A 13,342-nucleotide genomic window follows, 5' to 3' on the forward strand; every position below is an offset into this window, starting at 1 on the left:
CGTCAAACCCGGCAGGGGCTCAGCTGAGGTATCCGTTCGGGTTGAGGACGTACTTCGTGGCCGCGCCGGCGTCGAACTCGGCGTAGCCCTTGGGCGCCTCTTCAAGGGTGATCGCCTTGGCGTTGACGTTCTTGGCGATGTTCACCTTGTCGTTCAGGATGGCCATCATCAACTGGCGGTTGTACTTCATCACCGGGCACTGGCCGGTAGTGAAGCTGAGCGACTTCGCCCATCCGGTACCCAGGCTGAGGCTGAGCGAACCAGTCTTGGCAGCCTCGTCAATTCCGCCCGGATCGCCGGTGACGTACAGGCCCGGGATGCCCAGGGCACCACCGGCGGCGGTGATGTCCATCAGCGAATTCAGCACCGTGGCGGGCGCCTCCTTGGCGTCGTGGCCGTGACCGCGCGCCTCAAAGCCCACGGCGTCCACGCCACAGTCCACCTCCGGCACACCCAGGATCTGTTCGATCTGCTCCGCCGGGTCTCCCTTGGTCAGATCCACCGTTTCACAGCCAAAGCTGCGTGCCCTCGCCAACCGGTCCTCGTTCAGGTCCCCCACAATCACGACGGCGGCACCGAGCAGATGCGCGCTGGTAGCCGCTGCGAGGCCAACAGGACCCGCGCCGGCCACATACACCGTGGAACCGACGCCTACCCCGGCGGAAACGGCCCCGTGGAAGCCGGTGGGGAAAATGTCCGACAGCATGGCCAGGTCAAGGATTTTCTCCATGGCCCGGTCCTTGTCCGGGAACTTCAGCAGGTTCCAGTCGGCGTACGGCACCAGCACGTAATTCGCCTGGCCACCCACCCAGCCACCCATGTCCACGTACCCGTAGGCGCTGCCCGGGCGGTCCGGGTTCACGTTCAGGCAGATGCCTGTCTTGCGTTCCTTGCAGTTCCGGCACCGGCCGCAGGCGATATTAAATGGAACCGAACAGAGGTCTCCGACTTTAATGAACTCGACGTCGCGGCCCACCTCCACTACCTCGCCGGTAATCTCGTGCCCGAGCACCAGGTTGGCCGGGGCAGTGGTACGCCCACGGACCATGTGCTGGTCCGATCCGCAGATGTTGGTGGCCACGGTCTTCAGGATTACCCCGTGGTTGACCGCCCGCCCCACGTTCGCGGGGTTCACGCCCGGTCCGTCTTTCAGTTCGAAGGTTGGATAGTCGATGTCGATCAGCTCGACCTTGCCGGGTTCCTTGTAGGCAACGGCTTTGTTCCCTGTCATCATGCTCTCCTCGCGTCGGCACGGCGTGCCTTCGTGAGGCAGCCGTGAGCTGTGAAGTGTTGCAATGGATCCCCTACGTGCAGGGCCTGCCCGTGGCTTGAGCAGTTGGATGTTTTCCTGACGTCGGGGGTCCGGTCAGTCTAGGCACGGCTGCTCCGCCGGGTCTAGGGTCACGAGCCCTAATGTTTTCTGCGCCGGCCAGACCGGGGTCACGCGAGGGCCGGTTCAGTGCCGGGCGGGGGTTGCGCCACCGCCGCGCCCGGATCAGGCCCGGGCAGCCGAAGCGGCGTCCAGGAATTCCAGGTGCGCCAGCGTAGTAGCCACCGCGGCAGCCGCATACTCCGGATGCTTGCGGAGGTACTTCTTGATGAACGGGCAGACCGGGACGATGGCTCGGCCCTCGTCAACCGTTTCACCGAGCGCCGCCTTGACGAGCTTGCCCGCGAGCCCCTGACCGCCGTATTCCTCGTTGATCACCGTGTGGTAGAAAATCCGCTGCGGTGAGCCGCCGGCGTCGTACTCCTTGTACACGGCTTTACCAATAACGTTCCCGCCGGTCAGCACTTCGAAGCGCTGCCGCTCCGGGTTGTGGCGGATGGTGACATCCTGCATGGGATCTCCTCGGTTCGGCTTTCGCTTCAGCTTAACCCCGGCACCCCCGCCGTTAGTTCGTCGCCCTCCAGAAAGCCAGATCGAGCGCAGCCACCGATACTTCGGCCATCTCGAGCGACCGCCGGTCATCGAAACCAACCGCGACGCTGCGGCATGTCGGTGACGCAGCGGCCCAGGCCTTGTAGTGTCGTGGGCAATGGGCAAGGACTCCCCTGCCGCCCACTAGCAGCGAACCGGAAACCTAGGAGCGAACATGGCTGTTGACGAGAACGAAGCCCAGGCCCTGGAGCAATGGACCCACCGGCTGGCCCAGGCACTGCAGATCCTGGACCTGGCCGTGGATCAGGAACTCCTCCTTGACCTGGCCAGAAAGTCCGCCGGCTCGGTGATCCATGCGGCCGCCCCGGTCACCACGTTCCTGGTGGGCTACGCCGCCGGGCTCGCCGCCGGAAACGGCGCCGGGTCCAAGGCAGAGTCGACGGCGGCAGTCACCCAAGCGGCCGACGTCGCCTTCCGGCTGTGCGAGGACGGGCACGACGGCGGCCCCGCGGCTGGGGGCTGGGCAGACACCGGTCAGTAGCGGGTCCCGGGTCTCCATCAGCGGTTCGGGCCCGACTATGCCGCCTCAACCGCCGACAGTCCCTATCCTGCGGCGGTCGGTTCACCTACCAGCACGGCCACGGGCTCCAGCCTGACGATCACGGCCTTGGACGCCGGCGTCTGGCTGCCCTCGGCCACGCTTTCCAGCGGCACCAGCACGTTGGCCTCGGGGTAGTAGGCCGCCGCGCAGCCGGCCGCCGTGGGGTACGAGACCACCCGGAAGTTGCGCAGCACGCGCTCCACGTTGTCCTGGTACACGCCGTGGATGTCCACGTGCTGCCCGTCGCTGAGCCCCAGTTCGGCGAGGTCCCCGGGGCTGACAAACACCACTTCACGGCCCTTCTTGATGCCCCGGTAGCGGTCGTTGTTGCCGTAGATGGTGGTGTTGAACTGATCGTGCGAGCGCATGCTCTGCAGGATCAGCGTTCCGGCCGGCCGTTCCACATGCTCGAGATCGTTGACCGTGAGCATGGCCTTGCCGGTAGGGGTGGTGAACGTCCGCGAATCCCGTGGCCCGTTCGGCAGCACAAAGCCGCCGTCCTGCCGGATCTTCCTGTTGTAGTCCTCGCAGCCGCTGACCACGTGCGAGATGTGGTCCCGGATGAGGTCGTAGTTATTCTCGAACCCGGCCCAGTCCGCCTGCACCGAGTCACCCGCCACCTTTTGCGCCAGCCTGCTGACGATGGCAACCTCGGACAGCAGGCCCGGCGCCACCGGTTTAACTGTTCCGTGCGAGGCGTGGACCGCGCAGACGGTGTCCTCCACGGACACAAACTGCGGACCGGATTCCTGCATATCAATCTCCGTGCGGCCCATTGTGGGCAGGATCAGGGCTTCTCCCCCGGTGACGGTGTGCGAACGGTTGAGTTTGGTGGAAATCTGGACCGACAGTTCGGTGTTTTCCATCGCCGCGAAAGCGGCGTGGGTGTCCGAAATGGCGCCCACGAAGTTCCCGCCCATGGCCACGAAAACCTTGATGCCGCCGTCGCGCATTTGCCTGATGGTTTCCACGGCGTCGATGCCGTGTTCACGGGGCGGTTCAAACCTGAACTCCTTGCCCAGGGCGTCCATAAAGGCCGGCGGCATCTGCTCCCAGATGCCCATGGTGCGGTCGCCCTGGACGTTGCTGTGCCCGCGGATGGGAGACGCGCCTGCGCCGGGCTTGCCGATGTTGCCACGGAGCAGCAGGAGGTTGATGATCTCCTTGATGGCGGCCACACCCTTCTTTTGTTGGGTGATACCCATGGCCCAGGTGATGATCACCTTCTCCGCCCTCAGATAGCGGTCTGCCAGTTCATCGATTTCCTCGGTCCGCAGCCCGGTAGCCTCCAATACGGCAGCTTCGTCCAGCTGGGAAAGGTGCTCGCGGAGCTCCTCCAGACCTTGGCAGTGTTCGGCGAGGAATGCGTGGTCCAGCACGGTCCCCGGATTCGCGGCCTCGGCGTCGAGGACCCGCTTGGAAACTGCCTGGAGCAAGGCCATGTCCCCACCGATGCGGACCTGTAGGAACTGATCGGCAATCTCCGTGCCGCGGCCAATGATTCCCTTGACCTTCTGCGGGTTCTTGTACCGCATCAGGCCCGCTTCCGGTAGCGGATTCACGGCAACAATGCTGGCACCGGCCTCCTTGGCCTCCTCCAGGGCAGTCAGCATCCGGGGGTGGTTGGTGCCCGGGTTCTGGCCCATGACGATGATCAGGTCCGCTTTGGCGTAGTCGTCGGCGGAGACGGTAGCCTTGCCGATGCCGATGGTCTGGCCCATGGCCCAGCCCGAGGATTCGTGGCACATGTTGGAGCAGTCCGGCAGGTTGTTGGTCCCGTAGGCGCGGACAAACAGCTGGTAGAGGAACGCGGCCTCGTTGGAGGTCCGGCCGCTGGTGTAGAAAGCGGCCTGGTCCGGGCTCGGCAGTCCCTTGAGCTTGTCCGCGACGATGGTGAAGGCCTGCTCCCAGCTGACGGGACGGTAGCGGTCCTCGCCCGCGGGCTTGTGCACCGGCTCGGTGAGGCGTCCCTGCATCCCCAGCCAGTACTCGGACCGCTGCCGCAGCTCACTCACAGAGTTCTCGGCCCAGAATTCGGAGCCGATCACCACCGGGGTGGCCTCCCAGGTGACAGCTTTCGCGCCGTTTTCGCAGAACTCAAATGTCTTGCGGTGCCCGGGGTCCGGCCAGGCGCAGCTCATGCAGTCGAAGCCATCCTTCTGGTTCAGTGCCAGCAGGGTTTTCGCGGTCCTGACCGCCCCCATATGCTGTACGGCCGGCTCCAACGAGTGATAGACACCCGGGACGCCGGCGGCCCACGTCTTCGGGTGGCCGCTGACCTCGATGTCAGCCTCGTTGGCCTCTTCCACGCGCGGGTTCTTGCGTGCCACGTTGCACTCTCCTTGGTTCAAGCTCTCTCGCCGTTAACGCACCGGTTTTCTGCAGTGCGACGGTCCCAGTCCACCCTATCGAGGGGTTCATCCAAGTCAAGAAGGACTAACGGCAAACGCCTAGGTAGGGTGGACAGATGGACGTCCCTCCCCTTGTCTGGACCCTGACCATCGCGGGAATCGTGGGCCTGCTGGCTTTCGATTTCTTCTTCCATGTGCGGAAGGCCCACACACCCACACTCAAGGAATCGGCCATCTGGTCCTCCATCTATGTGGGGATCGCCCTCCTCTTCGGCCTGGGGGTGCTGCTGTTCGGCGGCACCCCCATGGGCACCGAATACTTCGCCGGGTACGTCACGGAGAAGGCCCTCTCAGTCGACAACCTCTTTGTGTTCCTCATCATCATGGCCAGCTTCAAGGTCCCCCGCGCAGACCAGCAGAAGGTTCTGCTATTCGGCATCGTCTTCTCGCTGATCGCCCGGACCGCGTTCATTTTTCTCGGCGCCGCCCTGATCAACAGCTTCGCGTGGGTGTTCTACATCTTCGGCCTGATCCTGCTGATCACCGCAGGGAACCTGCTCAAGCCGGACAATCACGACGACGACTCCGAGGGCTTGGTGGTACGGCTCGCCAAAAAGTACCTCCCGGCGTCGGAACATTACGACGGCGACAAACTGTTCACGATGGAGAACGGCAAGCGCGTCCTCACCCCAATGCTCCTGGTGATGGTGGCCATCGGCGGCACCGACATCCTGTTTGCGCTGGACTCCATCCCCGCCATCTTCGGCCTCACCCAGAACGTCTTCATCGTCTTCACGGCCACGGCGTTCTCGCTGATGGGCCTGCGCCAGCTCTTCTTCCTCATCGATGGGCTGCTGGACCGGCTGATTTTCCTTGCCTACGGCCTCGCCGCCATCCTCGGCTTCATCGGCGTCAAGCTCATCCTGCATGCCCTGCACGAGAACAACTTGCCGTTCATCAACGACGGCGAGCCCGTCAATGTGGTGGAGGTCAGCACCAATATTTCCCTGACCGTGATCCTGGGCGTCCTGGTGGTCACCGTGCTGGCCTCGATCTTCAGCCCCAAGGGCAAAGCCAAAAACGCGGTGTCCGGCGCCAAACGGCATGCCACCGAATACCTGGACCTCAACTACGAAACGGACATGGCGGAGCGGGGCAAGCTGTTCGCCCGGATGGTCCGGGAGGAAGACCAGCTCCGCAGCCTGCCGGAGAAGTACAAACGGCTCATCCGAAACGAAACAGAATTCATGGACCTCCTCCGCAAGGCCCACACCGAGCACGATGAGGCCCAGGTCAGGGCAGCGAACCCCTAAAGCAACGCGGGGTCACTTACCGCCCATCCAGAGGCCCGTGATGGGCCTTAAGCGACCCCGCGTTGTCAGTGGCTGTTGCTAGATTCAAACCAGCGCCAGGGGAACCGTCCACCGGCCAGGCAAGTCACCAGGCACATCAATGAGGAGACCCCGTGTTTCTGCTCGATCCAGCCAGCGTTGATCCCCGCAGTGTGGATTCCAGTACCGCTGATTCCGGCCCCCGCGCGCCGCAGGACCTGGTGTTTTCCGCTAGCGACCTGGTGGCCGCCAGCGAATGCGAATACCGCACACTCCGTATCCTGGACGAGAAACTGGGCCGGTCCCCCAAAGCGCAGTTTCCCGACGACGAAATGCAGCGCCGCGCCGGGGCGCTCGGCGACAAGCACGAGGCCAAGGTCCTGGCCGGCCTGATTGCGCAGTACGGCGCTTGGGACGCCGGCCGCGGCGCCGGGGTGTACTCGATCGAGCGCGGGGAGAACATCCGAGGCGAGCTGCTGGCACGGCACGCTGAGACGGAACTCGCGCTCCGTGCCGGGGCCGACGTCGTTTTCCAGGCAACCTTTTTCGACGGCGAGTTCCTGGGCTACGCGGACTTCATCGTCAACGAGGCCGCCGGAACCGGAAATCCTGGCCGTTACGAGGTCTGGGACACCAAGCTCGCCCGGCACGCCAAGGTGGGCGCGCTGCTGCAGCTCGCCGCCTACGGCGACCAGCTCATCGGCATGGGACTGGAGCCTTCGCCCCGGGTCACACTGGTGCTGGGCGCCGTGGTTGACGGCGACTACCTCCGCAGCCGCCACTCCCTGCCGGACCTGCTGCCGGTGTTCCGCGAGCGCCGCGACCGGTTCCGCGCCCTGACCGCCGCCCACCGCGAGGCCGGTTCAGCGGTGCAGTGGCAACAGCCCGGCGTCGCGTACTGCGGTCGGTGCAACTACTGCGCCGAGCAGGTCCGGTCCCACCGCGACCTCCTGCTGGTGGGCGGCATGACCACCCTCCGGCGGAGGAAACTCATAACCGACCACATCACCACCATCGACGAGCTGGCCGATCTCCCGCCGGGCAAGGCCACGGGTTCGCTGGTCCGGCTCCGCGACCAGGCCCGTATGCAGCTGGGCCGGGACGTTCCGGACGGTTCCCGCACCTACTTCAAGGACGGCGAGGAGCACACCGTCACGTTCAAGGTGCTGCCGGAGAATGCCTTGGCAGCGATTCCGGAGCCCAGTCCCGGCGACATCTTCTTCGACTTCGAGGGCGATCCCCTCTGGCAGGACCCCGCCACCAGCAAATGGGGGCTGGAGTACCTGTTCGGGGTGATCGAGGCGCCGGTGTTTGACGGTGACGCTGCGGACGCCCACGCAGCGGGCACGCCCGTCGTGGATAACAAACCCGTCTTCCGGCCCTTCTGGGCGCATTCGCGCAACGAGGAGCGGCAGGCATTCCTGGACTTCCTCGCCTATGTGGAAGAGCGGCGCGCCAGGTACCCGGACATGCACGTTTACCACTACGCCGCCTACGAGAAATCGGCGCTGCGGAACCTGTCCGTCACGCACCTCGCCGGCGAAGACATTGTGGACAACTGGCTCCGCGACGGCCTCCTTGTGGACCTCTACGCCACCGCCCGGCATTCGCTCCGGATCTCCGAGCCGTCCTACTCCATCAAGAAGCTTGAACCCCTGTACATGGGAGACAACCTCCGCTCCGGGGACGTGAAGGACGCCGGAGCCTCCGTGGTGGCATATGCCGGTTACTGTGCTGCGCGGGACGACGACGACGCCGCCACGGCCGCCCATATCCTGGCCTCCATCTCCGACTACAACGAGTACGACTGCCTCTCCACCCTGTGCCTCCGCGACTGGCTGCTGGGTCTGCGACGGACGGCTGCCTCACGCACGGCGACAACCGGAACTTCCGACGACGGTGGGCAGCCGGCGTTGTTGTCGTCGACGTCCGCTGTTGCGGCCTCGCCACCGCTACCGGAACCCGAGCCAACACCCGAGGAGCGCCGTCTCCAGGAGTATCTGTCCAGCCTGCCGGACAACCGGCCCTGGACCAACGACGAACGGGCCATCGCAATGGTGGCCGCAGCCACCGGATACCACCGCCGCGAGCGCAAGCAGTTCTGGTGGGAACACTTCGACCGCACCGAGTCCGAGATCGACCACTGGTCTGAGCACCGCAACGTGTTTGTGGTGGATACCGCGGAAATACTGACGGACTGGGAGTTCGCAAAGCCTACGGCCCGGATGCGTACCCGCACGCTGAGGCTGACGGGGATCATGAGCGAAGGGTCTGAGTTCAAACCCGGGAGCACCTGGTGCCGGCTCTACGATTCACCGGTCCCCGCTGGCCTGGAGGATCCCCTGGGCACCGCCACGGGCCGCGGGTTCACCTTCGGCACGCTCGTGACCGCGGTGGAGGACCACCCGCGGGTTGCCGGCCAGGCCATGATCACCATCGAGGAACGGGAAACAGGGAAAGTCCCCGCGTACCCGCACATTCCGGTGGCGCTCACCGAGGACCAGCCCATCCGCACCGCCAGCATCGAGGCCGCCCTGGCCGAACTGGCCCAGGGTGTTGGCGCCTCGGTCCCCTCGCTTCCGGAACATCCCGGCGTCGACATCCTGCGCAAGGTGCCCCCGCGCTTCCAGTCGATGCCAGGTCCCGCAGCCGTCGGCACGGACGCCGCCGGTGCAGCGGACTACGTCACGGCGATCACCGCCACGCTGCTGGACCTCGATCACTCATACCTTGCCGTACAGGGCCCTCCCGGCACGGGCAAGACCTACGTCGGCTCCCACGTCATTGCCCGGCTGGTGGAACAGGGCTGGAAGATCGGGGTGGTGGGGCAGTCCCACGCGGTGGTGGAGAACATGCTCTGCACGGCGATCGAAACCGCGGGTGTGGATCCGGCGCGGGTGGCGAAGAAGCTGGCCGCCCCGCATCCGGTGCTGTGGCACCGAACCTCCGACGACGACGTCGCGGCGCTGCTCGGCGCCCCCGGCGGCTGCCTGGTGGGCGGCACCGCGTGGACCATGACGGGCAAGTCCGTGCCAGCAGGATCCTTGGACCTGTTGGTCATCGACGAGGCCGGCCAGTTCTCGCTGGCCAACACACTGGCCGTGGCCCGCGCCGCCAAGCGCCTCCTGCTCCTCGGTGACCCGCAGCAGCTGCCTCAGGTCACGCAGGGCTCGCACCCGGAGCCCGTGGACGAGTCCGCCTTGGGCTGGCTTGCTGCCGGGCACGCCACGCTCCCCGGCGAACTGGGCTATTTCCTGGCGGACAGCTGGCGGATGCACCCGGACCTGTGCCGGGCCGTGTCCGTCCTCAGCTACGACGGAAAGCTGGAAGCTGCGCCGGCAGCGTCCCTCCGCAGCCTCGCGGAGCTGCCGGCCGGAGTGGAAACAGTCTTTGTGGACCACAGCGGGAACACCAAGTCCTCCGCAGAAGAAGCTGCCGAGGTGGTCCGTCAGGCCCAGCGGCACATCGGGCTTAAATGGCTTCCTGGCGACGACAAACCGGCCAGGCCACTGAACCCGGAGGACATCCTGGTGGTGGCCGCCTACAACGCCCAGGTCCAGCTGATCCGGCAGGCCCTGCACGACGCCGGCCTGCCCGGTGTCCGTGTGGGCACGGTAGACAAGTTCCAGGGCCAGGAGGCGCCGGTGGTCCTGGTGTCCATGGCCTGCTCCGCCGTTGCCGAAGCTCCGCGCGGGGTCGAATTCCTGCTGAACCGGAACCGGATCAACGTGGCCGTGTCGCGGGGCCAGTGGCGTGCCGTGATCATCCGCTCCCCCGAGCTCACGAACTACATGCCGGCCAAACCGGCGGTACTGGAGGAGCTCGGCGCCTTCATCGGCCTCAGCGCGGGTGTCCATGGCCCTTGGTACTCACGGCCCGCGCAACACCCTGAGAAACCGTGTTCTTACCGCTGAATCACGGTAAGTTCATGAAGTGACTTCCCAGAGCAACAGGTTGCCAGTTGGCGCCCTGATCGTCCTTGCCGCCATCGGCTTTACCGCCATCACCACCGAACTCCTGCCCTCCGGCCTGCTGCCCCAGATCAGCGCCGACTTCCGCGTCTCCGAGGCCACCGCCGGGTATCTGACGGCGGGCTATGCCGCCATCATCGTGGTCACCGTGATCCCGTTGTCGCTGCTGCTGGCGCGGGTCCCCCGGCACTACCTGCTCATCGCGCTGATCCTGTTCTTCGCGGCCAGCAACGCACTGGTGGCCATCGTCTCCGATTTCGGTGCCGCCATGGGTTCACGGGTGGTGGGCGGTATTGCCCACGGCCTGCTGTGGTCCGCCATGGCCCCGTTTGTGGCGCGGATCGTCCCGGCCCACAAAGTGGGCAAGGCGCTGGCCATCGTCTTCAGCGGCAACAGCCTGGGACTGGCCATCGGCGCCCCGGTAGGCACCGCCCTGGGCAACATCGTCGGCTGGCGCGCGGCGTTCCTGGTCCTGGCCGCCTCCGGGGTGGTGCTGGCGCTCCTTGCCGTGTGGCTGCTTCCCCCGGTGCGGCGTATCCCCGATGCTCCGCACCCATCAATCCGCAAGGCAATCGGCCAGCCGGGAGTGAAGACTGTCGCCGTTGCCTGGCCGCTGATGCTTATGGCCCACTTCGCCTTGTTCACCTACATTGCGCCGTTCCTGCGCGAGGTCCGGCTGCCTGACTTCAGCATCCCGCTGTCCATCAGTGTCCTCGGTGTTGCCGGGCTGGTGGGCATCTGGATCGCCGGCGTCACCGTGGACTCCCGGCCCCGGCGCTGGCTTCTGATCACTGTCGCCGGCGTTGTAATTTCCGTGGCACTGCTCCCGCTGGTGGGAAGCGTCGTGCCGTCCCTGGCGCTGCCGGTCACGCTGGCCCTGATGCTGGTCTGGGGCACAGGCATTGGCGCGATGGGGATTTACAACCAGTCCGCCATCCTCCGGGCCGGGGGCGAGTACAGGGACGCCGCCAATGGACTGACGGTACTGACCATCCAGGTCGGGATCATGATCGGCGCGATGTTCGGCGCCGCTGCCCTCACCATTGCGGGGCCGCTCCTGGTCCCGATCGCCGCTGCAATTCCCGCCGTCGTCGCGTTTGCGCTGATCCTCACGGGACGGCGGCACTCCTACCCGCCGGGGCCAAAAGAGCGCGTCAGCGTGCCGTGAAATCCCGGAACGATCCGTCGGCGGCGGAGATGGACTCCTCCACCCGTTCCACCCGGCCGGGGGCGTTCTCCGATCTCAGCCAGTCCAGGAGCTTGTGGACCTGCTGCTCCGGCCCTTCGGCCTCGATGGACACCGAGCCGTCGTCGAGGTTCCTCACCACGCCCTTAAGCCCCAGCTCGTCGGCTTTTCCCATCGTCCAGAAACGGAACCCGACCCCCTGCACCACGCCATAGACGCGGGCAGAGAGCCGGATGTCGCCGTACTCCCGGCCGGGGATATCCCCGCCAGGGTTATCCCGGCCAGAGTCGTCGCGGCGCCAGGAAAAGCCCATGGCTGTCAGGACTGCTTGACCAGCGCCGCTTCGACGTTGATCTTTACCTTGTCGCTGACCAGCAGGCCGCCGGCTTCCAGGGCAGCGTTCCAGGTCAGACCGAACTCCTTGCGGCTGATCTCGCACTCCGCGGAGAACCCTGCGCGGGTGGCACCGAACGGGTCCACGGCTACCCCGGTGAACTCAACCTCCATCTCCACCGGCTTGGTGATTCCGCGGATGGTGAGATCGCCCGTGAGCGTGTAATCCTCGCCGTCGCCCTCTACCGAGGTGGCACGGAACGTCATTTCTGGGTACTCCGCCACATCGAAGAAGTCCGCCCCCTTCACGTGTCCGTCGCGGTTGGCGTCGCCGGAATCGAAGCTGGCCGTTTTGACCGTGGCGTGAAGCGAAGCCTCGGCCAGGGATGAACCAACGCGGGCTTCGGCCGAGGCGTCCGTGAAACGTCCGCGGACCTTGCTGATGCCCGCGTGCCGGACAGTGAAGCCGATCTCGCTGTGCGACATGTCCAGGGTCCAGACGCCCGAGGTAAGGCCTGAAGGTAGGGTCACTTTTGCATCTCCTTGGTGGGAAACAGTGGGGTGGAAACCGGCCAGGACGGCCGGTTTCCACACTGCTTCACTCCGGAGTTTTTGTCCAGATACTGACCCAAAATCCGCCCGCAGACGCGGATACATGCCCAAAAACTCGGTGGGAGGAGGGGGCGCGTCCGGTCAGTTGATGGTGATGTCCCGCGTGCGGTGATCGTAGCGGATGGTGACCGTGCCGCCGTCGTGGTGCAGTTCGTGGTTGGGGCCATCGAACGTGCCGAATGCGCCGTAGTTCTCGTCCCACGAACGGTTCAGTGCGATTTTGAAGGTGTAAGAGCCGGCGGGCAGGTCGGCGCTGATCTTCCACAGCTGGTCCAGGGCATCGAGCGTCAGCTGGGCTTCGTCGTACTGCGGGGCCCAGTTCTCCGGCGCGCCCAGGATGGTGTTGAAGTCGCCGGCAACCGCTACGGCCTCGGGCTGCGGGAAAGTCTCCACAGCTGGAGCTTCGGCCTTGGGCGCAGCCTTAGCCGCAGTTTTGGGTGCTGCCTTGCGTGAGCGGACGGCCTTGACCACAGGCTCCACGGCGTCCTCAATGGCGTCTTCGATTGCCTTGGCGGCCTTCCCGACGGCGTCGGCGGCCTTCTTGGCGGGAGTCCGCTTCGCCGGGGCCTTTTTGGCGGGAGCCGCCTTCGCTGCCGGCGCAGGTGCCGGGGCCGGCGGAATGGCGACGTCGGCAGGAACCGGAGTGCCGGCGTCGAGCGCCGTGGCGAACGAATCCGCATCGGGGAAGGCCACCGTGGCGCGCATGCCGTCATCGGTGATGGTCCAGCCGGAACGGCCCTTGACCAGCCAGCCGGCCTTGACCAGCTTGGCCGTGGCGGAGGTGAGCGTCTTGTGTCCACGCGGGATGCCGCCGCTGAGCAGCGTGGCCTCGTGTTCACTGAACGGCACGCGCGCAGTGGCTTCCGCCAGAACCTCGCCAGCGTTGAGTGAACCGCCGGACCAGACGCCTTCCGTCAGCACGTGCAGCACGGTCTTGAGTCGGAGGTCGGTGTTATCTGCGATGGACTTGGCCATTTTTCCCCTTGCATAATGCGATCTGTCACTAGGCATCCTGCCAAGTCCCTGTTAAATCGCGCGACTTGAATTGGTTAACTCTGCGTGTCGTGACCGACTA

At 65.5% G+C, this 13,342-nt stretch carries 10 protein-coding genes; 4 read left to right on the forward strand and 6 right to left on the reverse strand.

Annotated features, from left to right (window positions below; genetic code table 11):
• Positions 1 to 19: 19 nt before the first annotated feature.
• Both fdhA and DAD99_RS04150 read right to left on the reverse strand, forming a co-directional pair.
• Complete coding sequence (fdhA, locus tag DAD99_RS04145; protein WP_185262711.1) at positions 20 to 1,231, reverse strand: formaldehyde dehydrogenase, glutathione-independent; 1,212 nt, start codon at positions 1,229 to 1,231, stop codon at positions 20 to 22.
• Positions 1,232 to 1,495: 264 nt separating this feature from the next.
• Complete coding sequence (locus DAD99_RS04150) at positions 1,496 to 1,843, reverse strand: GNAT family N-acetyltransferase (RefSeq protein WP_193340469.1); 348 nt, start codon at positions 1,841 to 1,843, stop codon at positions 1,496 to 1,498.
• A gap of 253 nt (positions 1,844 to 2,096) precedes the next feature.
• Here DAD99_RS04150 and DAD99_RS04155 point away from each other — a divergent pair, with 253 nt between their 5' ends.
• Positions 2,097 to 2,423 carry a DUF6457 domain-containing protein gene (locus DAD99_RS04155; RefSeq protein ID WP_185262709.1) on the forward strand — a complete coding sequence of 109 codons (327 nt, stop codon included), beginning with the start codon at positions 2,097 to 2,099 and terminating at the stop codon, positions 2,421 to 2,423.
• Positions 2,424 to 2,485: 62 nt separating this feature from the next.
• Here the strand turns inward: DAD99_RS04155 and DAD99_RS04160 are convergent, their stop codons facing one another.
• The gene (locus DAD99_RS04160; RefSeq protein ID WP_193340470.1) at positions 2,486 to 4,813 is read right to left on the reverse strand and encodes an FdhF/YdeP family oxidoreductase; all 2,328 of its coding nucleotides are present in this window, start codon (positions 4,811 to 4,813) and stop codon (positions 2,486 to 2,488) included.
• Between the two features lie 137 nt (positions 4,814 to 4,950).
• On the opposite strand from DAD99_RS04160, the gene DAD99_RS04165 reads away from it, so the two are divergent.
• The 3 genes from DAD99_RS04165 (at position 4,951) to DAD99_RS04175 (ending at position 11,304) form a co-directional block, all read left to right on the forward strand.
• The gene (locus DAD99_RS04165; protein ID WP_193340471.1) at positions 4,951 to 6,147 is read left to right on the forward strand and encodes a TerC family protein; all 1,197 of its coding nucleotides are present in this window, start codon (positions 4,951 to 4,953) and stop codon (positions 6,145 to 6,147) included.
• Positions 6,148 to 6,338: 191 nt separating this feature from the next.
• Positions 6,339 to 10,079 (forward strand): TM0106 family RecB-like putative nuclease, encoded by a 3,741-nt coding sequence (locus tag DAD99_RS04170; RefSeq protein ID WP_193340530.1) that lies wholly within the window; start codon positions 6,339 to 6,341, stop codon positions 10,077 to 10,079.
• A gap of 19 nt (positions 10,080 to 10,098) precedes the next feature.
• The gene (locus DAD99_RS04175) at positions 10,099 to 11,304 is read left to right on the forward strand and encodes an MFS transporter (RefSeq protein ID WP_193340472.1); all 1,206 of its coding nucleotides are present in this window, start codon (positions 10,099 to 10,101) and stop codon (positions 11,302 to 11,304) included.
• On the opposite strand, the gene DAD99_RS04180 is transcribed toward DAD99_RS04175, so the two are convergent.
• From DAD99_RS04180 to DAD99_RS04190, 3 genes are all read right to left on the reverse strand, one after another.
• Positions 11,291 to 11,635 carry an acylphosphatase gene (locus DAD99_RS04180; protein WP_193340473.1) on the reverse strand — a complete coding sequence of 115 codons (345 nt, stop codon included), beginning with the start codon at positions 11,633 to 11,635 and terminating at the stop codon, positions 11,291 to 11,293. The genes DAD99_RS04175 and DAD99_RS04180 overlap by 14 nt on opposite strands.
• Positions 11,636 to 11,640: 5 nt before the next feature.
• Complete coding sequence (locus tag DAD99_RS04185) at positions 11,641 to 12,186, reverse strand: YceI family protein (RefSeq protein WP_193340474.1); 546 nt, start codon at positions 12,184 to 12,186, stop codon at positions 11,641 to 11,643.
• A 162-nt stretch (positions 12,187 to 12,348) separates the two neighbouring features.
• A complete protein-coding gene (locus DAD99_RS04190; protein ID WP_193340475.1) occupies positions 12,349 to 13,242 on the reverse strand; it encodes a glycosidase in 894 nt (297 codons plus the stop codon).
• Between the last annotated feature and the right edge of the window lie 100 nt (positions 13,243 to 13,342).

Origin of the sequence: Pseudarthrobacter sp. AB1, from assembly GCF_014926485.1 — a bacterium.
Lineage (GTDB): Bacteria > Actinomycetota > Actinomycetes > Actinomycetales > Micrococcaceae > Arthrobacter.